A 23,775-nucleotide genomic window follows, 5' to 3' on the forward strand; every position below is an offset into this window, starting at 1 on the left:
TTCGGCGTATGACGGTCATCGATGAGCAGGGCAGGCCAGAACCACCGATGGGCGGTGACGAGCTCGCCACCCTCAAGGGCTTCCTCGAGTTCCAGCGCGCCACTCTCATGTGGAAGATCAAGGGCCTCACCGCGGAGCAGCTCAACGCGACCGCCGCGAAGTCCACGATGACCCTGGGCGGGATGGTCAAGCATCTTGCCTACGTGGAGGAGCAGTGGTTCCGCGTGGTCCTGCACGACCGCGAGCCGCTGGAACCGTGGGCGAGCGTCGACTGGAAGGCCGACAACGACTGGGACTGGCGCTCGGCCGCCAACGACACCCCGGAGCAGCTGCGCGAGTTGTGGCGGCGCGCTGTCGACGGCGCCAGGAAGGACCTCGTCGAGGCGCTCAGGCGCGGCGATCTGAGCCAATCGGCGAAGCGGGCACCGTGGCGTGACGGGCGCGTCCCCAGCCTGCGGTGGATCCTCACCCACATGATCGAGGAGTACTCACGGCACAACGGCCACGCCGACCTGATCAGGGAAGCGATCGACGGCCAGACCGGCGAGTAGGGCGAGCTCTTCCGAATGGAGGAATGGGTCGGCCGAAAGTACGAAATCCGCTCTTCGTGACAACCGGGTGTATCTCCGAGTCGTCGATCAGTGTGTAAGGCGAACGCCTATCGAGATGAATTCGGGAGAACACGTGAGCCGTTTCCGCACGATTGCGACCGCAGCCGCATTGGCCGGCACTGCCGCATTGGTCGTCGTGGCGGCCTCTGCCGCTCAGGCCTCCGACCCGGCAGCGGCGGCCCCGTGGTGCACCGGCGACGATCTGGCGATCCGCGTCGACGACATGCGTTCTCCGTCGGCCAAGGACAAGGCGCACGTGATCCGGTTCGTCGCCGCGGAGGGTGTCTCCTGCAGGATCGGTGGCACCGTGAGCAACCTGCGCTTCCTCGACTGGAAAGGCAACGACATCCACGCCGCCCTGAACGGAGGCCAGCCTCCGTACAGCGAGACGCTGGTCGGCGGGGACAGCTATGCCGTCAAGTACGTGGCATCGAACAGCGAGGGCCCCCAGCAGTTCCCCGCCTTCGTCCGCTTCAACCTGCCCGGCCAGGGCAAGCTGGGCGCTTTGGTCACCGTCGCGTGGCCGGCGTCCGGTATCGGTGCTGAATACGTCCGGAGCGGCGGCATCACGGCGCCGGTCGGTTAAGCACTGATTCCGGCGACCACCGCATTGGTGAGTCGCACCAGTTCGGCAGGCGTGATCTCGACTTCGAGACCACGCCTGCCCGCGCTGCAGAAAACCGTCTCGAATTGCATCGCCGACTCGTCGACCACGACCGGAAGGCGTTTCTTCTGGCCGAGAGGCGAAATACCCCCGGCGACGTAACCCGTCGCACGTTCGGCATCGGCGACGACGGCCATCTTGGCCTTCTTGCCCTTCAACGCCGCAGCGAGGCCCTTCAGGTCGAGTTGCCCGGTCACCGGCACGACACCGACCGCGAGCTTGCCGTCGACCTCGGCGACCAAAGTCTTGAACACGCGCCCCGGCACGATCCCGAGCGCCTCGGCCGCCTCCAGCCCGTAGGACTCGTGGCGGGGGTCGTGCTCGTACGAGTGCAAGGTGTGCGCCACCCGCTGCTTGTCCAGCAGCGCTGTGGCGGGGGTCCCACGTCCGGCCATGCGGAATTACTACCAGCCCCTCCGTTGTTACTCAGAACGTGGCAACGAACATGCTTGAGCGGTCACGCGTAAAGTCAGTCCCGACCCAGAACCTGTGGGAAGGGAGCGCGGTGCCCGCCACCGGCACGACAGAGACGACGGCGGAGCGCGCTGCACGTTTCGAGCGCGACGCGATGCCCATGCTCGACCAGCTGTACTCGGCTGCCCTGCGCATGACGCGCAATCCGGCGGATGCCGAGGACCTGGTGCAGGAGACGTTCCTCAAGGCCTACTCGGCGTTCGCGTCCTTCTCGGAGGGCACGAACCTGAAGGCCTGGCTCTACCGGATCCTGACGAACACCTACATCAACGGCTACCGCAAGAAGCAGCGCCAGCCGATCCAGCAGCCGACCGAAGAGATCACGGACTGGCAGCTGGCGCGTGCGGAGAGCCACACCTCGTCCGGGCTGCGCAGCGCCGAGGTCGAGGCACTCGACAACCTGCCCGACAGCGACGTCAAGGAAGCATTGCAGCGGTTGCCGGAGGAGTTCCGGATCGCGGTCTACCTCGCCGATGTCGAAGGCTTCGCGTACAAGGAGATCGCAGACATCATGGGCACCCCGATCGGCACGGTGATGTCCCGGTTGCACCGGGGCCGTCGCCAGCTCCGCGACATGCTGGCGGACGTCGCCCGCGACCGCGGTTTCCTCCGTAGCGGCAACGGCAGCAACGGAGACGCGTCATGAACTGCGGCGAACCCCACGACACCGACTGCTCAGAGGTGCTGTCCGAGGTCTGGCTGTTCCTGGACCAGGAATGCGACCAGGGCCGGCGCGCGGCACTGCAGACGCACCTCGACGAGTGCCATCCGTGCCTGGAGCAGTTCGGGCTGGAGGAGCACCTCAAGGCGCTGCTCGCCCGCAAGTGTGGCGGAGACTACGCACCCGCCGACCTGAAGGCGCGCATCCGCGCGACGATCGTGGAGATTCGCACCGAGGACTGAAAAGTTCTCCTGCAAGACAAAAGGCCCTGGTCACCGTGGTGGTGTCCAGGGCCTTTCGCACGACTCAGGCGTTGGGGCGCTTGCCTCGGTTGGCGCCGCCCTTTTTGCGGTCGCGGCGCTTGCGAGCACGCTTCGACATGGGTGTCTCCTAGGATCAGAACTGCTTCACCCACCAGTTTCTCATGGAGGAGTTCTGAGCACTCTCACGGACCTGCTGGCCGAGCACACCAAGCTCTCCGGCGCCGCCGTCGACCACCTCCAACTGGTGGTCGCGGAGTGGCAACTCCTCTCCGACCTGTCGTTCGCGGACTTCGTCATGTGGGTCCCGCTGGAGGACGACAAGTTCCTCTGCGTGGCCCAGGCCCGCCCCACCACGGCGCCCACCGCTCACCCGGAGGACGTCGTCGGCAGCGAGGTCGAGTCCGAGGAACATCCGCAGCTGCGCAGGGCCATGGACGAGTCGCGGATCTGCCGCGAGGAGGACCCGCGCTGGCACCTGGGCGTGCCGGTGCGGCGCGAGACCATCCCGGTGCGGCTGGGCACGCAGGTCATCGCGGTGCTGAGCCGCAGCACGAACCTGGCCGTGCCGCGCGTGCCGTCGCCGTTGGAGATCTCGTACCTCGGCAGCGCCGCCGACCTGTGCCAGATGATCGCGGACGGCACGTTCCCCGCGCCCGAACCCTCACCGGACGTGCACACCAGTCCGCGCGTCGGCGACGGCCTGATCAGGCTCGATCCGTCGGGTGCGGTGGTGTTCGCGTCACCGAACGCGTTGTCGGCCTTCCACCGGATGGGGCACGCCTCGGACCTCGTCGGCGTGCACCTCGCACCGCTCACGCGCAGCCTGATCGGCGACCCGTTCGACGCCACCGAGGTCGCCCAGCGCATCAGGCAGGCGCTCGAAGGACAGCCGTCGATGCGGATGGAGGCCGAGTCACGGCGCGGCGCCGCGGTGCTCTTCCGTGCTTTGCCCCTTCGGCCACGCGGGCAGGCCGCGGGCGCCATCGTGCTGTGCCGCGACGTGACCGAGGTGCGCCGTCGTGACCGTGCGTTGATGTCCAAGGACGCCACGATCCGCGAGATCCACCACCGGGTGAAGAACAACCTGCAGACCGTCGCGGCCCTGCTGAGGCTGCAAAGCCGCAGGCTGAGCAACCCGGAGGCGAAGGAGGCGCTCGCCGAGTCCGTTCGCCGTGTGACTTCCATCGCACTGGTTCACGAGACGTTGTCGATGTCCGTCGACGAGCGGGTCGATCTCGACGACGTGGTCGACAAGGTCATCCCGATGATGAGCGACGTGGCCGTCACGGAGACCCAGGTCAGCGTGCGGCGCGAGGGCGGGTTCGGCATCGTGCCGGCCGAGATCGCCACCCCGTTGGTGATGGTGCTGACCGAACTCGTGCAGAACGCCTTCGAGCACGCCTACGCCCCTGGCCAGCGAGGAGAGGTCGTCGTGCATTCCGAGCGCTCCGCGAAGTGGCTCGACGTGACGATCACCGACGACGGCAAGGGCCTTCCGCAGGGTTTCTCCCTGGAACGCACTGATCGTCTTGGTCTGCAGATCGTTCGGACCCTTGTTGATTCCGAATTGAGAGGCTCTTTGAGCTTGCGGCGGCGGCCCCGAGGCGGTACTGAGGCGGTCCTGCGCGTGCCGCTCAGAGGGCGGCGCTAAACTAACGCCGTGCACACGTGACGACCAGCCTCAGCGGTCTCACGTGGTCATGCGGGAGGGTGTGCAAACAAAAGAAGCCCGACACCTGGCACGGTGTCGGGCTTCTCCTATAAAGATCAAACGCAGTAGTTGCTGTTCGCGGCTAACTGCCTGGTCAGGCGTTGCTGCGGGCCCGCGTGCGGGCGTTGCGGCGCTTGAGAGCGCGGCGCTCGTCTTCGCTCATCCCGCCCCAGACGCCGGCGTCCTGGCCGCTCTCGAGAGCCCACGCGAGGCAGTCGGAGACGACGGGGCAGCGGCGACAGACGGTCTTCGCCTCGGCGATCTGAAGCAGCGCGGGACCACTGTTCCCAACGGGGAAGAACAGCTCGGGGTCCTCGTCGCGGCAGATCGCGCGGTGGCGCCAGTCCATTGGAACTACTCCTCAGCGATAGGCGCGCACAAGGGCACGCCGGTTGTCAGCGGTCGTTTTTGGGGTGCTTGTGAATGCTTTCACGAACGGCTGGGATGTCAAGGGGTAAGCACTGACCCGGTGAGTGAACTCACCCAAAAGATCGACAGCGTTCACCTGGGGTTTCACGCTCTGCTGTCACTCGACTGCAGTACATCCCGGGAAGGTACCGAGACGGTCACGAACCGATCACGGACTGTCAAGTTCCTTACAGGGCAACAGTCAACGCGTCCGGGACCGCTCGGAACTCCACCGCGGTGGTCGCCCCGAGGAAGTCTCCGTCAACCTGAAGGTTCGCGGGCTCCTCGCACTTCACTCTGACATAGCCCACGTCATCACGCCGAACGAGATTTCCGCCCTTCGGATTCCCCGTCGCGAGGACCTGGGCGATGAAGCGCCCGACGGTGGGTACCCGCATCGTCCTCAACGCACTCAAACCCAGGCCGCCGTCGAACGACGTGCTCGGGTTGAGCTGGATCGCCCTGTCGCCGAAGTACGTCCAGGGATCGGTGTTCGACACGAACACCATGCCGACGTCGTCGAACGGCGCCTCGTCCGGCACCTCGACGATGAAGTGCTGCGGCTTGCGCACGATCTGCGCGTACGCCTTGAGCGCGACGCTCAGATAAAGGGCGGGACTCGCGTTGCGGCCCTTGGCGCGCTTGCGTTCCACACCTGCGACGACATCGGCGTCCAGGCCCATGCCCGCGTTGAAGGTGAACCAGCGGCCGCCTTCGATGACGTCCGCGAAGACCTGGCCGAGCCCGATGCGGCGCCTGGTGCCGTGCTCGATCGCCTGGAGAAGGACGTGCGTGGCCTCGACGGGGTCGCGCGGAATGCCGAGCGCGCCCGCGAAGACGTTGGCCGACCCGCCGGGCACGACGCCCAGCATCGGCTTCTCGGGACGGGGGCCGCCGCGCAGGATGCCGTTGACCACCTCGTTGACCGTGCCGTCGCCGCCGTGGGCGATGACCAGGTCGAACCCGTCCGCCGCCGCCTGGTGGGCGGCGTCCGCCGCATGGCCGCGATAGGAGGTCTCGATGACCTCCAGCTTCACGTCACTGGCGAGTGCGTGCGCCAGCACGTCACGGCCCGCGGGCGTCGTTGTAGTCGCCTGCGGGTTCACCACGAGAAGAGCGCGCACTACTTGAGAGTAAGACAGTGCGTGACCGTCCGCGGCTCGCATGTCCTCCCTCAGGGTGGCTACAGCCTCACGAAAGTGGCGTAAATCTCCCTTCCGTCAGCACCGCGTTCACCTCGCAGCCGAGTGCACCCCGGACGACCGCCGGCTCGCTGAAGGCCCCTTGATCTTCCCGCGTGGGACGTGCTCGGAGAGCCCTCCAACCGGGTGGCCTACGATCCGTGACCAGTACAGAACGTGATGAAAGGTCTCCCGTGACCACTCAGATCCAGGCGCCGCCGCGCGCGGTGCGCATCGCGTCCGCGCTCACCTTCGTGCAGGGTCTGGGCGGCATCGCGCTGGCCGTCGCGCTCGTCATCCGGGTGATCGGGGGCTCGACGCCCGCGGGCCCGATCCTCGGTGCGGCCGGCGTGCTCGTGCTCTGGTTCGGCGGGGCGCTCTTCGCGACGGTCATGTTGTTCCGCGGTCACCACGGCGCTCGCACGCCCGTGATCGTCACGCAGCTGCTGTTGCTCGGCTGCGCCTGGTACGCGTACGGGCCCTCGCAGCAGCAACTGCTCGGCTCGCTGGGCGGCATCTACTGCGTCGTCGTGCTCGTGTTCCTGTTCACCAACGACGGGCGCAGGTGGGCGATGGGCCTCGACGACGTATCGGAAGGCGACAAAGCCGACTAACGGAGGGTGGTCACGGTCACACGGCCGGGTGAAGCTGTGGGTGGTTGCTTAACCACTCCCTGCACTCACCGAGGTGACCAACCATGCGTTTGACCATTGCGATCGCGGGTGCCGTCCTGGCGGCTCTCTCCCTCGCCCCTGTGACGGCTTCGGCGGCGCCCGAGGACCCGAACATGTCGCCGATGATCATCGGCGGCGGCTACGCGTCGAACTTCCCGTACGCGGCCCGCCTGTTCTTCAACGGGCGGGAGAACTGCTCCGCCACGAAGATCGCACCTCAGTGGATCCTGACCGCTGAGCACTGCGTTTCGGGCAACGGCACGTACACGTTCCGCGCGGGCAGCCTGGACCAGACCTCCGGTGGCCAGCTGGTCACCGCGAACCAGATCATCAAGCACCCGTCGGCCGACCTCGCGCTCGCGCGGGTCGGCACGACGATGACCGCGCCGTTCGCCCCGCTCGGCTCGACGGTCTCGGTCGGCGAGACCGTGAAGCTCTACGGCTGGGGCGCCACCTGCACCAACCAGCCGGAGATCAACTGCCAGTCCCGCTACCTGAAGGTCGCGGACACCCGCGTCACGACCACGAACGGTCGTGACTACCGCGGTGGCCAGGCCATCAGCGTGCGCCGGATCGACGGCATCGCCGCCGGCGGGGACTCCGGTGGCCCGATGTTCGCGGACGGCCGTCAGGTCGGCGTCGCGTCCACCTCGGACCGTTCGAGCGTCTCGAACTACACCAACATCAACAACACCAGCTACCGCGCCTGGATCCGTCAGTACGCGGGTGTCTGACACACCCTGATTCACCTGCGGTAACCCTGCGATGGCCCTCGGCTCCGGCCGGGGGCCATCACCCTGCGTGTTCACTAATGGTGGATGGACACGAACGGAGTAGCCAGCTACCGTGCCTCCAGCGTTCGCGCCGCTTGGGAGCAGGGTGAGGTGCGCAGTGCAGGACGGCCCGAAGCGGGTGGCGACAAACGGCGATTCCGAACGCCCGAATGTGGCCCGCCTGTTCGACTACTACCTCGGCGGAGCGCACAACTTCGCGGTTGACCGCGCGTTGGCCGAGGAGAGCATCAAGAAGTTCCCCGTCGCCGAGATCGCGCGCACGATCAGGTCCTTCTCCCGCCGCGTGGTGCGTCTGTGCGTCGAGGAGTACGGCATCCGCCAGTTCCTCGACCTGGGCAGCGGCATCCCGACCGCCGGCAACGTCCACGAGGCCGCCCAGGCACTCGACCCGTCGTGCAACGTCGTTTACGTCGACCACGACCCGGTGACCGTGGCCCACGCGCGCACGATGCTGCGTGACAACCTCAGCGCCGCCATCGTGCAGTCCGACATCTCCGACGTGGGAGCCGTGCTGCGCCACCCGGAGACACGTCGTCTCATCGACTTCACCCAGCCGACCGCCGTGCTGATGGTCGGCATCCTCCCGTACGTCATCGACGAGCCCGCCGGTGTCGTCGCGCGCTACCGGGCCGCGTTGGCCGAGGGCAGCATCATCGCTCTGACGCACCTCACGAAGGACGTCGAACCGGAACTGGTCGATCGGCTGGTCGACCTCTCGGACCACATGGACTCCAAGCTCGAACCGCGGTCCAAACAGGACGTGGAGGAGTTCCTCTGCGGCCTGAAGCTGCTGGAACCCGGCCTGGTGCTCGCCGCCCACTGGCGGGCGGACGGCGAGCTTCCCGGTACTTCCGCCGCGGCCGACGCGTCGACGTACGGCGCCGTGGGGATGGTCTAGCCGTTCTTCACTCGCAGCGCCTGACCACTTGTGGTCGTGCTGTCCGTGACCGTCGTTCCCGTGCTCTTGCGCCATTGCAGGTCGTTCGCGCCGGTGCTGCGTTCCACCTTCACCCCGTTCAGCGAGATGTTCTGCACGCTGTCGGTCGTGATGGCCGGGCGCCCGTCGTTCTTCTCGAACTCGACCGTGCTGTTCAGGAACTCCACGCCGGTCGCGTTGCGGATCCAGAACCCGAACGCCGGCCGCACGCCGAAGATCCGCGGCGGGTACTCGCCGGACACCTCGGGCGGACTCTTCGAAGCGTCGGACTCCTTGTGGTTGCCCGGAACCGTCAGCTTCACGTTGTCGAACGTCAGTCCGGTGATCTTCGAGTCGGACCGGCCGGAGACGGTCGACGCGTACTCGGGGTCGCCGGGGATGTCGCGTGGCGCGGTCAGGTTCGTGCCGGTGATGTTGCGATAGGTGATGTTGCGGATCCTGCCGGTGGGCGGGCTGTCCGGGCAGCGGCCGCGTTTGCCGACGTGCAGGTAGATCGGTGAGGCGGTCCTGGTGAGCTGGATGTTCTCGTAGAGGACGTCCTCGATCACCGCGCCGTCCATCGACACCATGCCGAGACCGGCCTTCGAGGCGCCGGTGACCTTGAGGTTGCGGAACTGGATGTTCCTGAAGCTGCCGCAGGTCTCGGAGCCGAACTGGATCGCGTTGTTCTCCGTCGACTGGATGGTGGAGTCGCGGACGACGTTGTTCTCGCTCAGGAACGTCTTTCCGGTGGCGTAGTCGCTCTTGAACGCCACGGCGTCGTCGCTGGAGATGACGGTGGAGTTCGACAGCTCGACGTTGGAGCTGTTGATGAAGTTGATGCCGTCGCGGTCGTCAGGGGTGTCGACGGTGATGCGGTCGAGCCTCATCCCGTTGCAGCCGTTGGTGATGATCGCGAAGTGACCGGCCTCCCGGAAGGTCACGTCGGTGATGGTGACGTTCTTGCAGAACTTGAGCGACAGCATCTTGTCGCCCTTGCCCGCGGGGATGTTCTCGCCGGTCTCCAGCTTGTTCGCGCCGTCGATCACGCCCTTGCCGGTGAGGCTGACGTTCTCGACGTTCTCGCCCCACAACAGGGCGTTGCGGAAGTGGCTGTGCCCGAAGTCCTGGTACTTGCCGTAGGTGGGGTTGGGTTCCGGCGCGTCGATCCCGCTGCCGGACGCCACGATGCGCGCACCCTGCTGGATGTTGATCGTGACGTTGCTCTTGAGGTGGATCGAGCGCGAGAGGTACGTGCCCGGCGGAATTTCGACGGTGCCGTTGCCGGCCGCGCTGGCCGCCGTGATGGCCTTGTCGATGGCGACCGAGTCGATCGCCTTGCCGTCGCCCTTCGCGCCGTAGTCCTTGACGTTGAAGCTCGCCGCCTTCGCCACTCCTACCGGTGCCACGACCACCGCCAGTGCGACGAACGCGCCGGTCAGTCGACGCTTCATCGTTGGTCCTTCCTCTTGTGTCGAGGGCGGCGGCTGCTCGGCGTCTGAAAAGTTCTGAAAACGTTTTCAGGAGAAATCGTAGTGAAGGCCGGCCCGCGAAGTCCAGGGTGACTTCGCGAACCGGCCTTCGTGGTCTTGCTCAGCCCTTGTAGGCGGCCTGCTGGCCCGCGAGCGCGGCCGGGCCGCGGTACTGCGCGCCACCGAACGCGAGGATCGCGTAACCGATGATGCTGAACAGCCACAGGCCGACGACACCGAAGACGGTGTCCTTGCCGAAGGACTTCGCGACATCGATCGAGACGATCGCCAGGATGACGATGTTGACGATCGGGATCAGCAGCAGGATCAGCCACCAGCCCGGACGGCCCGCGACCTTCAGCAGGACGTAGATGTTGTAGATCGGGATGATCGCGGCCCAGCCCGGCTGACCGGCCTTGGTGAAGGTCTTCCAGAAGACGACGACGCCGAAGATGGCGAGCGCCAGGTAGATGATCGTTCCGAAGACGCCGATGCCGGTCGAGACGGCGGGGTCGATCGTAGTCGGGTCAGTGCCCACGGTCTTTCCTTCTTTCCACGCTTACTTTGTGCCGGGGGATCGGCGAGCGGGGACGCTGCCAGCACCGTGGACCCGTCCTCAGTGGAATCCCCGTTTCGTGAGCGTTTCGAGACCTTCCGTCAACCTTCAGAGTGACTGGCCGAGCTCGGCCAGGGCATCGCCCGCGACGCGCATGGTCGTCCACTCGTCCATCGGGACGGCGCCCAACGACTTGTAGAAGCCGATGCTCGGCTCGTTCCAGTTGAGCACCCACCACTGCAAACGGGTGTACCCCTTGGCGACGCATTCCTGGGCAAGCGCTTTCAGGAGCTGCTTGCCCAGACCGTTGCCGCGCTGGTCCGGCGTGACGTAGAGGTCTTCGAGGTAGATGCCGTGGACGCCGTCCCACGTCGAGAAGTTGAGGAACCACAACGCGATCCCGACGACCCGGCCGTCCACTTCGGCCACGTGGCCGAACAGCGCCGGACTTTCGCCGAACAGCGCGGTGTGCAACTGCTCCGCGGTGAGGTGGCACTGCTCGGGCGCCTTCTCGTACAGCGCCAGCTCGTGCACCAGCCCCACGACCGCGTCGACGTCACGCGGTTCCACCCGCCGGATCATCACACCTCCCAGGCAGGCACGTTGAGCCTGCGCACCTGCGGGTCGCCCCGCTCGTCGCCCAGCTGGCAGATGCCGGCCGGGTCCAGTCCGAAGTGGACGCCCTGGTCGGGCGCGAGGCCCAGCCACGCCGCGATCAACACACGGCTGAAGTGCCCGTGGCCCACCAGCACCACGTCACCGCCGGGCAGGATCTTGCGCACCTCGCCGAGCACCTTGCGGGCCCGTTCCTGCACCTCCGCGTGCGTCTCGCCGCCCGGCATGGGGTGCGACCACACCGTCCAGCCGGGCACGCGCTCGCGGATCTGCGGCGTGGTGATGCCCTCGTAGTCGCCGTAGTCCCACTCGGCCAGGTCCTCGGTCGTCGCGTTGACCTCCAGCCCGGCCAGCGCGGCCGTCCTGGTGGCGCGCTGCCGAGGGCTGGTCAGCACCAGCGCGGGTGCCTGGTCCGTGCCCCTCAGCCGGGCGAGCGTCGCGCCCGCGCGGCGTGCCTGCTGCTCGCCCTCAGGCGTCAGCTCGATGTCAGTGCGTCCCGTGTGCCTGCCGCTCTCGGACCACTCGGTCTGGCCGTGACGCAGCAGGTAGAGGTGGGTGCTCACCTGGTTGATCCTAAGGAGTGACGGGGACCACGTTTGGAGTAGTACACCGTCGAGGTACCCCGCGCGCCATGAGCGGCGAGCATCACGACCACGGCGCCCCTGACGAGGTCGACGCCCAGGAGATCCGCGAGGCCTTCGGGGTTCGCGTCGCGCGCATCCGCGCGGAACTGACCTCGACGTGGAACAAGCTGAGTCAGAACGAGCGCGACAACGACCCCAGAAACCGGTGATGGTCCGCTATTGGGGGCGGTCGAACGGCTGAACGTCCGTCCGGTGCTGTTCGCCGCGGTCGGGCTTGATCAGCACCACGAAGTCCAGCGCTTCGCCCAGCGCCTCGGCGTCGATCAGGTGTGTGGTCACGCTCCACCGGCCGGGAGGCAGTGAGACGGCGAATCCTTCGTCCTCCTCGGCGTTCCCGGTGATGTGCTCGATGCCGCTCACCCGGACGTCGGTCTCGCTGATCAGCAGATAGGGCTCGGACTTCACGGCGACGTGCTGCTCTTCGGCTTCTGTGAGCGCGGGGTCCTCGCCCCACCGCACGATGAACTCCCACGCGCCATCCATGCCCGTGCTGAGCGGAACCACTGATCCCGTCTCGATGTGGCGGACGATGCCCGCGTCGTCCAGCAGTTCTTCTTCCCACGTGTCGTAGTCGACGACGTGTGTGAACGGCTTGCGATGCCACAGCACCTGCATGCCCGCGTCGGTCGCCACCAGCCCCCGTGCCACTGCCATGCGGAAATCCTTGCACGCACCAGACCGGTGACATTTCGGCTCTCCTCGAAATGCGGGCGCGTTGACGGTGCCGGCTGCTTTTCTGGGACGTCCTGATCGCGGTTCTGAGGGGGAATGACGTGGGATACGTGCTGGATTGGCAGGAACTGGAGCCGTCGGACGAGATCGGCCAAGGTCCTCAGGCGGCGAACACCCTCGCGGGCAGTGTGGTGAGCGTCGTCACCTGGCCCTGCCCCACTATCGGCAACTTCTGCTCCGATGAGGGAAATCACCCGGCGTTGAGCTGAATGGCGTAATACTCCCGTCGGGTTGTCGTTTTGATTGGCAGATTCCGGGCGGAATCACGAGCCTCGTGCTGCACGGCGTGGTTAGAACGGAGTGGACAGTCCTTTTTGAGGGGGACCCGCTCATGCGCCGTGCAGTCGCGCTTTTACTTCCTGTTCTGCTGGCAGCGGTACTACCGGCGCTGCCCGCGTCGGCCGCGCCGGAACCATCTTCCGCACCTGGCTGGACCGTCTCCGGTGACGAGATCCGGTGGACCACCGCCACGTCGATGCCGTTGCTCGACGCGGGTGTCGAGTTCTGGGAGGGCGACCGGTTCCTCGGGCGCGCCCAGGAGTCGGCGAACCTGCGGACCTACACGCTGAAGGCCGCTCTGAAGGACCCCGCCGCACTTCAGGTGCGGTCGGCCGGGAAGCGGCTGGACGTGCCGGAGCCTCCGGCGGCCGGTCTGTCCGTGCCAGAGCTGCCGGCGTTGCAGCCAGAGGCCGGCGTGGATCCGGGCACGCCGGGGCCGTACGCCACCGGCACCGGTGAGTACGCGCTCGACTCGATCAAGCTGCCCGAGTACGCGGCGCCGATCGAGATGGAGGCCGTCGTCGTCGCGCCCAAGGGTGCGCCCGGCAAGCGGCCGCTCGTGCTCTTCCTGCACGGCAGGCACTACACCTGCTACAGCAAGTCGGATCCGAACCGGATCGCGATGAACTGGCCGTGCCCCAGCGGTTTGACGGCGGTGCCGAGCCACAAGGGCTACCTGAAGGCGCAGCAGTTGCTGGCGTCGCAGGGATATCTGACGGTGTCGATCTCCGCCAACGGGATCAACGCCCAGGACGCGATGACCGCCGACGCGGGTGCGCAGGGCCGTTCGTCGCTGGTGCGCCACCACCTGGCGAAGTGGGCGGACTGGGCCTCTGGCAAGGGTTCCGCGCCCGGCGCCGTGAAGTCCGCGCCGGCCGCCGACATGTCGAAGGTGCTGCTGGTCGGCCACTCCCGCGGTGGTGAGGGCGTCAACCGCGCCGCCACCGACAGCCTCACCCCACCGCCTGGTGACACGGGGTTCTCCGGCCCGGTGCTCTGGAACATCCGCGGCGACGTGCTGATCGGTCCCACGATCTTCGGCCACAACCCGGCGCCGGACGTGCCCTCGGTGACGTTCCTGCCCGGTTGCGACGGTGACGTGTCCGACCTGCAGGGCCAGATGTTCGTGGACCAGACGCGCGGCCTGAGCCGTGGCGACGCGGTGCACAGCGCCCTGTACATGATCGGCGCGAACCACAACTACTTCAACAGCGAGTGGACCCCCGGCCAGGCGGAGGCGCCGGCGTCCGACGACTTCTGGCCCGGCCAGCAGCCGGACCCGCTGTGCACGCCCGGCACCGCCACCCGCCTGACCGCCGACCAGCAGCAGACCATGGGCGCCACCTACATCGCGGCGTCCACGCGCCTGTTCCTCGGCCGCGACCAGTCCGTGCTGCCGCTGCTCGACGGCTCCGGCGTCCGTGCCCCGTCCGCCGACCCGGCCCGCGTTCTCTCGCACGCGATCGGCGCGGACCGCAAGTCGCTCGTCGTGCCGGACGGTTCCACCGGTGTGTCCGGCAGTGCGCGTGTCTGTCAGCAAACGTCCCGTGATGCCGCCGTCGGGTGCAGCACCGCGCGTTCACCGCACTTCGTCGGTTTCCGGGGTGCGGTGGCACAGCCCGAACGCCTTTCGGTCGCGTTCAAGTGGTCGGCCGCGGGCCAGGCCGGGGTGGTCACGCCTTCCGCACCGGTGTCGTTGAACGGCTCCAGCGATCTGGCGTTGCGCCTGGCCGTTCCGCCGAACTCCGCGGCTTCCCGGTTCGGCGTCTCCGTGACCGACCACAGTGGACGGAAGCACTCGCTCGGCGCCGTCTCGGTGACCGGACTGCCCGGCTCGGATCGCACGAGTTCGTTGTGGGCTCAGGAAGTCCGCGTGCCGCTGCCCTCGGGCGTCGGCCGGGTCGCTTCGCTGGAACTGGTCCCCGAGTCCGCGTCCGGCGAAGCGTGGCTGATCGACGCCCACGGCTGGGAGAAGGGCCTTGTCCCCGTGGTTCCCACGCGGCTGGCCAGGGTCGACGCCGCGGTCACGACCGTCGACGAGGGCGACTCCGGCGCGCAGACCCACAACATCGTCGTCACCGCGACCGGCAACGGCACCCGCGTGATCCGCGTCTTCTACACCGACCCGGCGACCAAGCAGCCCACGACCCAACTCGTGACGCTGAAGCCGGGCGAAAACCGCGCCGAGGTACCGGTGACCTACACCGGCAACACCAGGTGGAGCGCCGACGTCCGTTACCCGGTGTCGGTCCAGGCGATCTCCAACGCGGTCGTCGGTTCCGCAGTCGGCGGACTGCTGGTGCGCAACGACGACCCCGCGCCGAAGGTGACGGTCACCCCCGTCGCCGGCAGCGTCGTGGAGGGCGGCACCCTGAAGTGGAGGCTGACCCTGTCGGAGGCGGTCGACTCGCCGGTCGCGCTCTCCGGCGTTCCGGTGGCACCCGCCTCCGGCACCGAACTGTCCACAACGGACGTCGACGCCGAGTGGCTGCTCAGGAACTCCGGTGAGGAGGCGCTGCCTTCGCGACCGTTGTCCTCCACGCGGGCCGGGTTCTACGCGTTCATCCAGACGGGCTCGACCACTTACGAGTTCGGGGTGCCCACCGTGACCGACACCGAGACCGAGGGGGAGGAGCAGGTCCGGCTGAAGTTCGAGGGCGTCTCGCCCACCGGCACCGACTTCGAGGTGATCGGCAAGGTCACGGACGCGGCGTGAGAGTTGGTGAGTGGTCGTGGCCTGACCACGACCACTCACGACATGCCGGTGAGCCGGCACAACGCCGCGAACCCGTCATCGCTTCCAGGCCAGTGCCGCCGGACCGCGGGCAGACCGGCACGTCGTACGACCCCGCGCAGCACCCAGGTGACGATGATCGCGTCGTCGGCGTACCCGAGAACGGGGATGAAGTCGGGGATCAGGTCGATGGGCAGCGCCAGGTAGGCGAGCAACAGACCCAGCCTGATCCGCACGCCGCGCGGCAGGGCGCGGTCGACGGCCAGCCGGTGCACCAGGCGCACCACGTCGGGGAGCAGCCGGAGTGCTTCGCGAAGCAGTCCTCCGCGCGGCCTCGCTGTGATCAACACGACGACCAGCACGACCCACGTCAGCAGAAGCGCGCCGACGACGCCGATCAGAAGGTCCAACCACCACGTGCCCGTCATCACCGCACCCCGGAAAGACAACGCTGGCCTGCGAAAGACATCTTCGCAGGCCAGCGGCGTCCAGAAGGCTGAGGGCTCAGCCCTGCTTGGTCTCCCAGAAGATCTTGTCGATCTGCGCGATCAGGTCGAGAAGCGCCTGACCCGAGGCCGGGTCCATCGACGCCTTCGTGCCGCCCGCGCCCGCGGCCTTGGTGGCGCGGTTGAACAGGTCGTGCAGCTCGGGGTACTTCTCGAAGTGCGGCGGCTTGAAGTAGTCCGTCCACAGCACCCAGAGGTGATGCTTGACGAGCTCGCTGCGCTGCTCCTTGATCAGGATGGCGCGCTCCCGGAACTCCGGGTCCTCGTTCGCCTGGTACTTCTCCTGGACCGCCTTGACCGACTCGGCCTCGATCCGGGCCTGGGCCGGGTCGTACACGCCGCAGGGGAGATCGCAGTGCGCGGTCGCCTCAACGCGTGGGCGGAGAATGCGCGACACGAGTCGCATCGTTCCTCCCAGAATGAAAAACAGTGGATGCTCCGACGGGAAGAACCTTACTCCGGCTGATCGAAGGGTGATCGTTGAGACCGCGTCTTTCCACCGTGCTCGTGCGGGGTCCGTCGATGGCGCCTGCCCTCAGGGACGAGGACGTCGTGCTGGTCAGGTGGGGTGTGCGACCCAAGCCCGGGCAGGTGGTGCTCGTCTCGTGGGCGAGCAGGCCCGGGCAGTTGTCGGTGAAGCGCGCCTCCCACGAAGTGGACGGCGGGTGGCACGTGGTGGGAGACAACCCGTTCGCGAGCACGGACTCCGAGCACCTCGGACCTGCGCAGGTGCTCGGAGTTGTCAAAGCTCGACTATGGCCGAGGCCTGGTTTCAGGCTTTGAGGGACGCGTACAGGGCTAGGCAGTCCTCGTAGCGCGGCAGCACGCCGGCTTCGTAGGCCTCGGCGAGGGTGGGAGCCGAGGTGTCCTTCTCCGACAACAGGAACTCGAGCTCGCGCGGCCACGGGAGGTCGAGAGCGGGGTCGAGCGGCGTCAGGCCGTGCTCGCCGGACGGGTTGTAGACGGTGGAGCAGAGGTAGTTCATCGTCGTGTCGTCCTCCAGCGCGATCATGGCGTGGCCGAGGCCCTCCGCCAGGTAGACCGCGTTGCACTTCTCGGCGTTCACCAGCACGGCGTCCCACTGGCCGAACGTGGGGGAGCCGACTCGGATGTCCACGATCACGTCGATGAACGAGCCGCGCGGGCAGAAGACGTACTTCGCCTGCGACGGCGGGACGTCCGCGTAGTGGATGCCGCGGATCGTCCCCGCGCGGGAGACGCTGTGGTTGGTCTGGGCGACCCGGAGTGGGTGGCCGACCGCCTCGGTGAAGGCGGCCTCCTGGTACGGCGAGACGAACACGCCTCGGTCGTCGGGAAATGTCCGAGGGGTGAACTCGAACGCGCCGTCAATTTTCAGCGAACTCGCCTGCATGCCGTCACTCTAAGGCGTCAATCTTTCTTGACCGATCGGGTGCTTCCTGCCTGCAGAAACTGACCGGTCGGTGCAGAAAACCGGACGGACGTCTTGCTACATGCCCTCTGACCTGCGGAAAAAGTGTGATCCCCGCCGCAGACAGCGACGCGGGACCCTGCCACACTTCCCGTCACCCGCAACACTCGGGCACTTCTCCGACGCAACTCGTCGGAGGTCGTCGACCGAGTTTCCAGGCCCCGTGTACCCGGTGTGACAACGCTGGGCCGGTGCGCCGTTTGGTGAATGAGCCCAGTTGGGCCACTACGCCGCCCGCACCGCAGGAGGGACGCCGTGACAGCAGTGAACGAAGCCCGTACCGAGAACTCCGATCCGACGCAGTTGACGGACGAGGAGATCTTCACCGCGCACCTGGGCGGGAAGCTCGAGGTCGGCGCGACCGCCTCGCTCGCTGACCCGAAGGCGCTGTCGATCGCGTACACCCCTGGTGTCGCACGAGTGAGCAAGGCCATCGCGGAGGACGCGAGCCTGGCCGCGAAGTACACGTGGGCGCACCGCCTGGTCGTCGTCGTCAGCGACGGCACCGCGGTGCTCGGTCTCGGTGACATCGGCCCGAGCGCGTCCCTGCCCGTCATGGAGGGCAAGTCCGCGCTGTTCAAGACGTTCGGCGGCCTCGACTCCATCCCGCTCGTGCTCAACACGACGGACGTGGACGAGATCGTCGAGACGCTCGTCCGGCTGCGCCCGTCGTTCGGCGCGGTCAACCTGGAGGACGTCTCCGCGCCGCGCTGCTTCGAGCTGGAGCAGAAGCTGATCGAGGCGCTCGACTGCCCGGTCATGCACGACGACCAGCACGGCACGGCCGTCGTGTCGCTCGCCGCGCTCAACGGTGCGAACACGGTGCTCAGCAAGAACATCGGCGACCAGCGGGTGGTCATCTCCGGTGCGGGCGCCGCGGGCATCGCGATCGCCAAGATCCTCATCGCGGCCGGCGCCGGTGACATCACGCTGCTCGACTCGCGCGGCATCGTTCGTGCGGGCAGGGCCGGGCTCAACCCGGTCAAGGAGCAGATCGCGGCGGTCACGAACAAGAGCAACCTCGACGGCGGCATCGACGTGGCGCTGCGCGGCGCGGACGTCTTCATCGGCGTCTCGTCCTCCAAGGTGTCCGAGGACCTCATCGCGAGCATGGCGAACGACTCGATCGTCTTCGCGCTGTCGAACCCGGACCCCGAGGTGCACCCGGAGGTCGCCGCCAGGCACGCCGCGATCGTGGCGACCGGCCGCAGCGACTTCCCGAACCAGATCAACAACGTGCTCGCGTTCCCCGGCATTTTCCGCGGGGCTCTCGACTCGGGTGCGCGACGGATCACGGAAGGCATGAAACTCGCGGCCGCGGATGCCATTCTCGCCGTCGCGAAGGATGATTTGGGCCCAGACCGAATTGTTCCCTCGGCATTGGACCCGCGCGTCGGACCCGAGGTCGCAGCGGCTGTGGCCGTGGCGGCGAAGGCCGACGGAGTCGCCTGATCCGGCACTTGTATTCGCCACTCATTTGCATCTTCACGGGTACCGGAACCACGACCGTGGCTTTTCGTTAACCCGTGCAGGGGTGGGCGATGACGCTCTGAAGCGCTACCGTCCCTCTCCTCGGGTGTTCACTCGAGGAGAGGGTTCGTGTTTGCCGCCGTTCGGGTGCCGTTGTCGCGCCCACCCGAATTGCCGCGGGCGGTGGATGCGGGAGAGGGTGGGCCGGTGCCCAAGTGGGTGGGACGCGCGACGGTGGTGAACGGCCGTGCACGGACGGCTGTTCCGGCGTCCGGGAAACCTCCGATGACGCTGGACGGGCTGACCCTGCCCGACGCGCCGTCGTTGCTCGTGGACGCCAAGGGTGTCGTCATGCAGGCGAACCCCGCCGCCGTGGAGCTCGCGGCCGCGCAGGGAGCCGACGACCTCGTCGGGCACCCGCTCGGTGAGCTGCTCCTCGGCAACACCTCCGACCTGCGGTTGCTGCGCGCGGACGGCACCGAACTGCCGGTGCGCGTCGCCCGCCACGCCGTTCCGGGAACGGGCTTGCAGGCCGTCCTGCTGATCGACGTGTCCGATCTGGCCTCCGCCGCGGACGCGTTGCGCGACGAACAGCGCCGGCTGCGCAAGGTGCAGCGGGTCGCGGAACTCGGCTCCTGGGAGTTCGATCCCGGGACCGGCCTGACCGTCTGGTCGGACACGCACTACGAACTCCTCGGCCTCGAACGCGGCGCCGTTGTACCTGGTGCGCAGGCCGTCCTGGACGTCGTGCACCCGGACGACTACCACATGGTCGAGACGTACTGGCACGGTCGCGAGATCACCGGCGACCCGATCGACATCGAGTACCGGATCGTCCGCCCGGACGGCCAGCTGCGGTGGATCCGCGGCGTCGCCGAGGCGAGGCTGGACGACGCCGGCAGCCTGGACAAGATCACCGGCTACATCCGCGACATGACCGAGTCCAAGCGCGCGGCCACCGAGCTCGCCCAGGAACGGGCGCGGCTGCTGGAAGCGCAGCGCATCGCCCGCATCGGCAGCTGGGCGTACGAGACCGGCACGCGCGCCGTGCACCGCAGCGAAGTGCTGATGGAGATGTTCGCCGAGCTCGGCATGACGCCGGACGAGGACCTGCTCAGCGGCGTGCACCCGGACGACCGCGAGGCCGTCAAGGCGTTGCGGCACCAGCTGCTGCACACCCAGGACAACGCGCCGGTCGAGGTCGAGGTCCGCAGCGAGGTCGGCGAGCGCGTCTACATGTGCCGCGCCCGCGCCGAGATCGCGCCGTCCGGCCGCATCGAGCGCTACCACGGCACGATCCAGGACGTCACCGAAGCACGTGCCCTGGAACGTCAGATGCGCGAGGACCGCAGACGGCTGGCGGACGCGCAGCAGGCCGCCCGCCTCGGCATGTGGGAGTGGAACCCCGGCACCGGCGAGGTCGTGTGGTCGGACATGCTGCGCGAGCTCTTCGGCCTGCCCGCGGAACTTCCCGGCAGCTACCAGGCCTACCTGGACCTCGTGCACCCCGAGGACCGCGCCTGGGTCGACGACCTGTGCCGCCAGCTGGTGGTGGACGAGGTCGCCTCGCAGTTCGAGCACCGCGTGGTGCGCCCGGACGGTTCACCGCGCATCTTCCGCTGCCACGGCATGATCGTCCACGACGCGCGCGGCAAGCAGCTCGCCGTCGGCACCGCCCAGGACGTCACCGAGCAACGGGCCGCCGAGGCGCGCATGAAGCGTTCCTCGCAGCGCTTCACCGACCTCGTGTCCGTGACGCCGGTCGGCATCGGCCTGTTCGACGAGGGCGAGCGCCTGGTCGACGCCAACGACGCGTTGTGCGACCTGCTCGGCATGGAGCTGGAACAGCTGCGCGGCATGACCGCCGAACAGCTCACCCACCCCGAGGACACCTCGCCGGGCCTGCAGTGGGCCGCCGAACGCACGCAGAAGATCCCGCAGCGCATCCTCGTCCGCCCGGACGGCGAGAAGGTCTACTGCGAACTCCACATCGCTCTGTCCGTGCAGGACGACGGCCGCCGCTTCTGGCTGATCGTGTTCCTGGACATCACCGAACGCCGCCGCGCCGCCGAGGCGTTGCGCCACCAGGCGACCCACGACGAGCTGACCGGCCTGCCGAACCGCGCGCTGGTCAAGGAGATCCTCGCCAAGCTGCTGGAGGGCCCCGGACGTTCGAAGGTCGCCGTCTTCTTCTGCGACATCGACAACTTCAAGCGCGTCAACGACTCTCTCGGCCACGACGCCGGCGACGAACTGCTCGTGGCTCTGGCGCGACGGCTGGAGGGCGGCCTGCCCGACGGCTGCACCGCCGCCCGACTGTCCGGCGACGAGTACGTGATCATCTGCGAGGACATCGACTCGGTCGGCGGCGTCGACGCCCTGGCCACGCGCGTCGCCTCGTTGCTGCGCACGGCCGTCCCGGTGCACGGCCAGCTCGTCCGCGTCTCGGCCTCGATCGGCGCCGCAGTCCCGAACGGTTCGCGCGCCAACGGTGCCGACCTGCTGCGGTTCGCCGACGCCGCGATGTTCGAGGCGAAGCGCGCCGGCGCCGGCCGCGTGTCCCTGGCCTCCGCGGCGTTGATCGCGTCGGCCGACCGCCAGGTGCACCTCGAAGGCCAGTTGCGCGACGCGTTGCAACACGACGGCCTGGTGTTGCACTACCAGCCCGTCGTCGGCGTCGACGGCGCCGTCCTGACCGCCGAGGCCCTGGTGCGCTGGCCGCACCCCGACCGCGGAATGCTGCCGCCGGACGTGTTCCTGCCCGTCGCCGAACAGGGCGACCTCATGCGCGAACTCGACCGCTGGGTCCTGCGCACCGCCCTGCGCGAAGCCGCGACCTGGCCCGCGCCCGACGGCCGCCCGGTGTCGGTGGCCGTGAACCTCGCCGGCCTGGTGCCGGGCGATCCCGAGTTCGTCGACATCGTGTCGACCGCGATCATGGAGTCCGGCGTCCCGTGGGAACGCGTGGTGCTCGAACTGGTCGAGACCGCGTTCGTCGACCTGCCCTCCCGCGTCCGCCAGTCGATGGACGAACTGGTGAAGCGCGGCGTGCAGTTCGCCGTGGACGACTTCGGCACCGGCTACTCGTCGCTGGCCCGCCTGAAGGACCTGCCGGCGCAGATCATCAAGGTGGACCGGCGCTTCGTTTCCGGCGTGGGCAACGACTCCTCGGACTTCGCCGTCGCCCGTGCCGTCGTCGACATGGCCCGCGCGATGGGACGCAAGTGCGTCGCGGAGGGCGTGGAGACCGCCACCCAGTTCCACGTTCTGCGTGGTGTCGGGGTGGACGCCTACCAGGGCTGGCTGTTCTCGCGTCCGGTGCCGCCCAAGGAGTTCCGCGCGGTGCTAGCCCTCGGACCGCTCCACATACCCCGCGCTGGCTGAGATCTCCGGCAGCAGCGCCGCGATCCGGTGCTTCGGCAGGTCGATCAACCGCAGTTCGAGATCGTCGGACGCCACCGAGGCGTTGTCGACGATCTCCGCCGCCTGCCGCTTGGTCAGCACGCCCTGCGACGCGGTGATCAACGCTTCGCGCCAGACGTTGCGCAGCTTGCCGTGCGCCTTCATCAGGACCTCGCGCACCGTGCGTTCGCCCAGCGACAACGTTCCGGTGAGAACCTGATCGGCGACGACGATCGTGGTCTTGCCATCTGGGTTGTTGCGCAGGAACTTCAACTTGAACCGGGTCTGCACCAGCTCCTGGAGTTCCTTCTGCCCCGCCTCCGAGGACACCGCCGGGTGGTTGTTCGGCACCAGGCAGGCCAGCCGCGCGGGCGACGAGGCCAGCAACGTGCGCAGCAGCCACGGCCCCGGATCCGCGGACAGGTCGACGGCCAGCGACGCCGCGCCCTTCCCGACGGGCTCGGCCCACCCTGCGGAACGGGGCTTCGGCGGCGGCGAGGACTCCGGGCGCGGAGCCAGTTCCGACAGGGCGGACAGCGCCTCGGACGAAGGCCCTGACGACTCCACGGACTGCGCGCCGTGCGTGTAGATCCGCGTGCCACCGGACACCGCGCGCCGCCCGGTGGGCCGGCACACGTACAGGTCGGCGGCGGACCCGATGGCCTGCGCGCCGTCGAAGCGGTGGAACGCGGGCAGGATGGCCTCGAAGACCAGCCCGAGCTTCTGCAGTTCCTGCTGCACCTTCAAGCCCAGCGCGGGAGTCCGGTCGGAGAAGCCGTAGGCCAGCAGCAGGCGGCCGGACGCGATGTCCGCCAATGCCTCGATGCCGCGGCCGGCAAACAGGCCCATGCCCTCCGGGGTGTAGGGCGGGTCGCTGAAGACCAGGTCGAACGATTCGAGCGCGCCCGCGGGCAGGCCGAAACGCATGTCGCAGTGCAACGTCCGGATGTCGTGCCCGCGTGCCAGCGCCCGTGAGTCGATGAACTCCAGCAGGCGCTCGTCGAGGTCCACGACCGTGATCGACACGTTCGGATTGACGGCGGCGACGGCCAGCGACGTCAAATCGTGGTCGCCCAGGCACAGCAGCCGCTTGCCCGCCAGGTCGTAGTGGGAGTTCAGCCACACAGCGCGGTTCAGCGCGGTCTCGGCCGTCGCCTGCACGTGGTCCAACGAGGACAAAGGCGACGGCACGTCGGCGATGTCCACGAGGATCTGGCGCAGCACGTCGGTGTGGTCGCGGACACCGGAAACGCCGAACTCCGAGCGGTACGAGGCCACCAGACCGGGGGCGATGCGGTAACGATCGTCTGAAGATTCCGCGTCGTCGCCCAGGGCCTTGAGCAGGTCCTGAACGGTGCGGCGCGGAACCGCGGGCAGGCGCACGAGTTCCGCCAGCGGGTGCCAGTCCTCGCTGAGCAGGGACAACACTTCGCGGAGCTTGCGGGCGTGCACGCCGCGCTCCGCCACCAACTGCCGAACCTGGTCGATCGTCACAAGACGTAAACCATACGGCCCGTCACATCGTGGAACGCTGTGCCGGGGTACGCCGAACGAGTTA

Annotated in this window: 27 protein-coding genes; 14 read left to right on the top strand and 13 right to left on the bottom strand. The window is 67.9% G+C overall.

Features of this window, described 5'->3' with window-relative positions; genetic code table 11:
• Positions 1-8: 8 nt before the first annotated feature.
• Positions 9-551: a DinB family protein gene (locus SK854_RS12475; RefSeq protein WP_319975231.1), complete on the top strand. Its 543-nt coding sequence runs from the start codon at positions 9-11 to the stop codon at positions 549-551.
• A gap of 133 nt (positions 552-684) precedes the next feature.
• Positions 685-1,197, top strand: a complete 513-nt coding sequence (locus SK854_RS12480; protein WP_319975232.1) for a hypothetical protein — start codon at positions 685-687, stop codon at positions 1,195-1,197.
• Here the strand turns inward: SK854_RS12480 and ybaK are convergent.
• Positions 1,194-1,670, bottom strand: a complete 477-nt coding sequence (ybaK, locus tag SK854_RS12485; RefSeq protein WP_319975233.1) for a Cys-tRNA(Pro) deacylase — start codon at positions 1,668-1,670, stop codon at positions 1,194-1,196. The two genes, SK854_RS12480 and ybaK, sit on opposite strands and share 4 nt — an antisense overlap.
• Positions 1,671-1,720: 50 nt before the next feature.
• On the opposite strand from ybaK, the gene SK854_RS12490 reads away from it, so the two are divergent.
• Together SK854_RS12490 and rsrA are read left to right on the top strand one after the other, a co-directional pair.
• Positions 1,721-2,395, top strand: a complete 675-nt coding sequence (locus SK854_RS12490; RefSeq protein WP_319975234.1) for a sigma-70 family RNA polymerase sigma factor — start codon at positions 1,721-1,723, stop codon at positions 2,393-2,395.
• A complete protein-coding gene (gene rsrA / locus SK854_RS12495; RefSeq protein ID WP_189154252.1) occupies positions 2,392-2,652 on the top strand; it encodes a mycothiol system anti-sigma-R factor in 261 nt (86 codons plus the stop codon). Before SK854_RS12490 ends, rsrA begins: the two co-directional genes overlap by 4 nt.
• A gap of 64 nt (positions 2,653-2,716) precedes the next feature.
• Here rsrA and SK854_RS48220 read toward each other — a convergent pair whose 3' ends face one another.
• Positions 2,717-2,791, bottom strand: coding sequence for a 50S ribosomal protein bL37 (locus SK854_RS48220; protein WP_369809028.1), 75 nt, complete (start codon positions 2,789-2,791; stop codon positions 2,717-2,719).
• A gap of 54 nt (positions 2,792-2,845) precedes the next feature.
• Here SK854_RS48220 and SK854_RS12500 point away from each other — a divergent pair, with 54 nt between their 5' ends.
• A complete protein-coding gene (locus SK854_RS12500; RefSeq protein ID WP_319975605.1) occupies positions 2,846-4,324 on the top strand; it encodes a PAS domain-containing sensor histidine kinase in 1,479 nt (492 codons plus the stop codon).
• Positions 4,325-4,478: 154 nt separating this feature from the next.
• On the opposite strand, the gene SK854_RS12505 is transcribed toward SK854_RS12500, so the two are convergent.
• Positions 4,479-4,733 (bottom strand): WhiB family transcriptional regulator, encoded by a 255-nt coding sequence (locus SK854_RS12505; protein ID WP_015104912.1) that lies wholly within the window; start codon positions 4,731-4,733, stop codon positions 4,479-4,481.
• Between the two features lie 247 nt (positions 4,734-4,980).
• Positions 4,981-5,916, bottom strand: a complete 936-nt coding sequence (locus tag SK854_RS12510; RefSeq protein WP_319975235.1) for a diacylglycerol/lipid kinase family protein — start codon at positions 5,914-5,916, stop codon at positions 4,981-4,983.
• Positions 5,917-6,167: 251 nt separating this feature from the next.
• Here SK854_RS12510 and SK854_RS12515 point away from each other — a divergent pair, with 251 nt between their 5' ends.
• The 3 genes from SK854_RS12515 to SK854_RS12525 all read left to right on the top strand — a co-directional run bounded on the left by SK854_RS12515 (position 6,168) and on the right by SK854_RS12525 (position 8,339).
• On the top strand, positions 6,168-6,587 hold the full coding sequence (locus SK854_RS12515; protein ID WP_319975236.1) for a hypothetical protein: 420 nt from the start codon (positions 6,168-6,170) through the stop codon (positions 6,585-6,587).
• An 83-nt stretch (positions 6,588-6,670) separates the two neighbouring features.
• Entirely contained in the window at positions 6,671-7,381 is a 711-nt protein-coding gene (locus SK854_RS12520; RefSeq protein ID WP_319975237.1) for a S1 family peptidase, read from the top strand.
• A 145-nt stretch (positions 7,382-7,526) separates the two neighbouring features.
• Positions 7,527-8,339, top strand: a complete 813-nt coding sequence (locus tag SK854_RS12525; RefSeq protein ID WP_319975238.1) for an SAM-dependent methyltransferase — start codon at positions 7,527-7,529, stop codon at positions 8,337-8,339.
• Here the strand turns inward: SK854_RS12525 and SK854_RS12530 are convergent.
• The 4 genes from SK854_RS12530 to SK854_RS12545 form a co-directional block, all read right to left on the bottom strand.
• The gene (locus SK854_RS12530; RefSeq protein ID WP_319975239.1) at positions 8,336-9,811 is read right to left on the bottom strand and encodes a glycoside hydrolase family 28 protein; all 1,476 of its coding nucleotides are present in this window, start codon (positions 9,809-9,811) and stop codon (positions 8,336-8,338) included. The genes SK854_RS12525 and SK854_RS12530 overlap by 4 nt on opposite strands.
• A gap of 139 nt (positions 9,812-9,950) precedes the next feature.
• Entirely contained in the window at positions 9,951-10,367 is a 417-nt protein-coding gene (locus tag SK854_RS12535) for a DUF5684 domain-containing protein (protein WP_319975240.1), read from the bottom strand.
• A 126-nt stretch (positions 10,368-10,493) separates the two neighbouring features.
• Complete coding sequence (locus tag SK854_RS12540) at positions 10,494-10,967, bottom strand: GNAT family N-acetyltransferase (RefSeq protein WP_319975241.1); 474 nt, start codon at positions 10,965-10,967, stop codon at positions 10,494-10,496.
• The gene (locus SK854_RS12545) at positions 10,967-11,563 is read right to left on the bottom strand and encodes a histidine phosphatase family protein (RefSeq protein WP_319975242.1); all 597 of its coding nucleotides are present in this window, start codon (positions 11,561-11,563) and stop codon (positions 10,967-10,969) included. The genes SK854_RS12540 and SK854_RS12545 overlap by 1 nt, the downstream gene beginning before the upstream one ends.
• 68 nt (positions 11,564-11,631) lie before the next feature.
• Between SK854_RS12545 and SK854_RS12550 the strand changes: the two genes are divergently transcribed.
• The gene (locus SK854_RS12550; RefSeq protein ID WP_319975243.1) at positions 11,632-11,793 is read left to right on the top strand and encodes a hypothetical protein; all 162 of its coding nucleotides are present in this window, start codon (positions 11,632-11,634) and stop codon (positions 11,791-11,793) included.
• A gap of 7 nt (positions 11,794-11,800) precedes the next feature.
• Here the strand turns inward: SK854_RS12550 and SK854_RS12555 are convergent, their stop codons facing one another.
• Positions 11,801-12,298, bottom strand: a complete 498-nt coding sequence (locus tag SK854_RS12555; RefSeq protein WP_319975244.1) for a hypothetical protein — start codon at positions 12,296-12,298, stop codon at positions 11,801-11,803.
• A 119-nt stretch (positions 12,299-12,417) separates the two neighbouring features.
• Between SK854_RS12555 and SK854_RS12560 the strand changes: the two genes are divergently transcribed.
• Together SK854_RS12560 and SK854_RS12565 are read left to right on the top strand one after the other, a co-directional pair.
• Entirely contained in the window at positions 12,418-12,585 is a 168-nt protein-coding gene (locus SK854_RS12560) for a hypothetical protein (RefSeq protein ID WP_319975245.1), read from the top strand.
• A gap of 122 nt (positions 12,586-12,707) precedes the next feature.
• Positions 12,708-15,371: an alpha/beta hydrolase family protein gene (locus tag SK854_RS12565; RefSeq protein ID WP_319975246.1), complete on the top strand. Its 2,664-nt coding sequence runs from the start codon at positions 12,708-12,710 to the stop codon at positions 15,369-15,371.
• Positions 15,372-15,406: 35 nt separating this feature from the next.
• On the opposite strand, the gene SK854_RS12570 is transcribed toward SK854_RS12565, so the two are convergent.
• A complete protein-coding gene (locus SK854_RS12570) occupies positions 15,407-15,817 on the bottom strand; it encodes a YkvA family protein (RefSeq protein ID WP_319975247.1) in 411 nt (136 codons plus the stop codon).
• A 76-nt stretch (positions 15,818-15,893) separates the two neighbouring features.
• Positions 15,894-16,301 (bottom strand): superoxide dismutase, Ni, encoded by a 408-nt coding sequence (gene sodN / locus SK854_RS12575; RefSeq protein WP_093592081.1) that lies wholly within the window; start codon positions 16,299-16,301, stop codon positions 15,894-15,896.
• Between the two features lie 101 nt (positions 16,302-16,402).
• Here sodN and SK854_RS12580 point away from each other — a divergent pair, with 101 nt between their 5' ends.
• Positions 16,403-16,678: a S24 family peptidase gene (locus SK854_RS12580; protein ID WP_319975606.1), complete on the top strand. Its 276-nt coding sequence runs from the start codon at positions 16,403-16,405 to the stop codon at positions 16,676-16,678.
• Here SK854_RS12580 and SK854_RS12585 read toward each other — a convergent pair.
• Positions 16,668-17,267 carry a dTDP-4-dehydrorhamnose 3,5-epimerase family protein gene (locus SK854_RS12585; RefSeq protein WP_093592084.1) on the bottom strand — a complete coding sequence of 200 codons (600 nt, stop codon included), beginning with the start codon at positions 17,265-17,267 and terminating at the stop codon, positions 16,668-16,670. The genes SK854_RS12580 and SK854_RS12585 overlap by 11 nt on opposite strands.
• A 381-nt stretch (positions 17,268-17,648) precedes the next feature.
• Here SK854_RS12585 and SK854_RS12590 point away from each other — a divergent pair, with 381 nt between their 5' ends.
• Together SK854_RS12590 and SK854_RS12595 are read left to right on the top strand one after the other, a co-directional pair.
• Complete coding sequence (locus SK854_RS12590; protein WP_319975607.1) at positions 17,649-18,797, top strand: NAD(P)-dependent malic enzyme; 1,149 nt, start codon at positions 17,649-17,651, stop codon at positions 18,795-18,797.
• Between the two features lie 225 nt (positions 18,798-19,022).
• Complete coding sequence (locus SK854_RS12595; protein ID WP_319975248.1) at positions 19,023-22,199, top strand: bifunctional diguanylate cyclase/phosphodiesterase; 3,177 nt, start codon at positions 19,023-19,025, stop codon at positions 22,197-22,199.
• On the opposite strand, the gene SK854_RS12600 is transcribed toward SK854_RS12595, so the two are convergent.
• Positions 22,161-23,711: a bis-aminopropyl spermidine synthase family protein gene (locus SK854_RS12600; protein WP_319975249.1), complete on the bottom strand. Its 1,551-nt coding sequence runs from the start codon at positions 23,709-23,711 to the stop codon at positions 22,161-22,163. The two genes, SK854_RS12595 and SK854_RS12600, sit on opposite strands and share 39 nt — an antisense overlap.
• Between the last annotated feature and the right edge of the window lie 64 nt (positions 23,712-23,775).

The organism is Lentzea sokolovensis (assembly GCF_033949975.1).
Taxonomy (GTDB): Bacteria; Actinomycetota; Actinomycetes; order Mycobacteriales; family Pseudonocardiaceae; genus Lentzea; species Lentzea sokolovensis.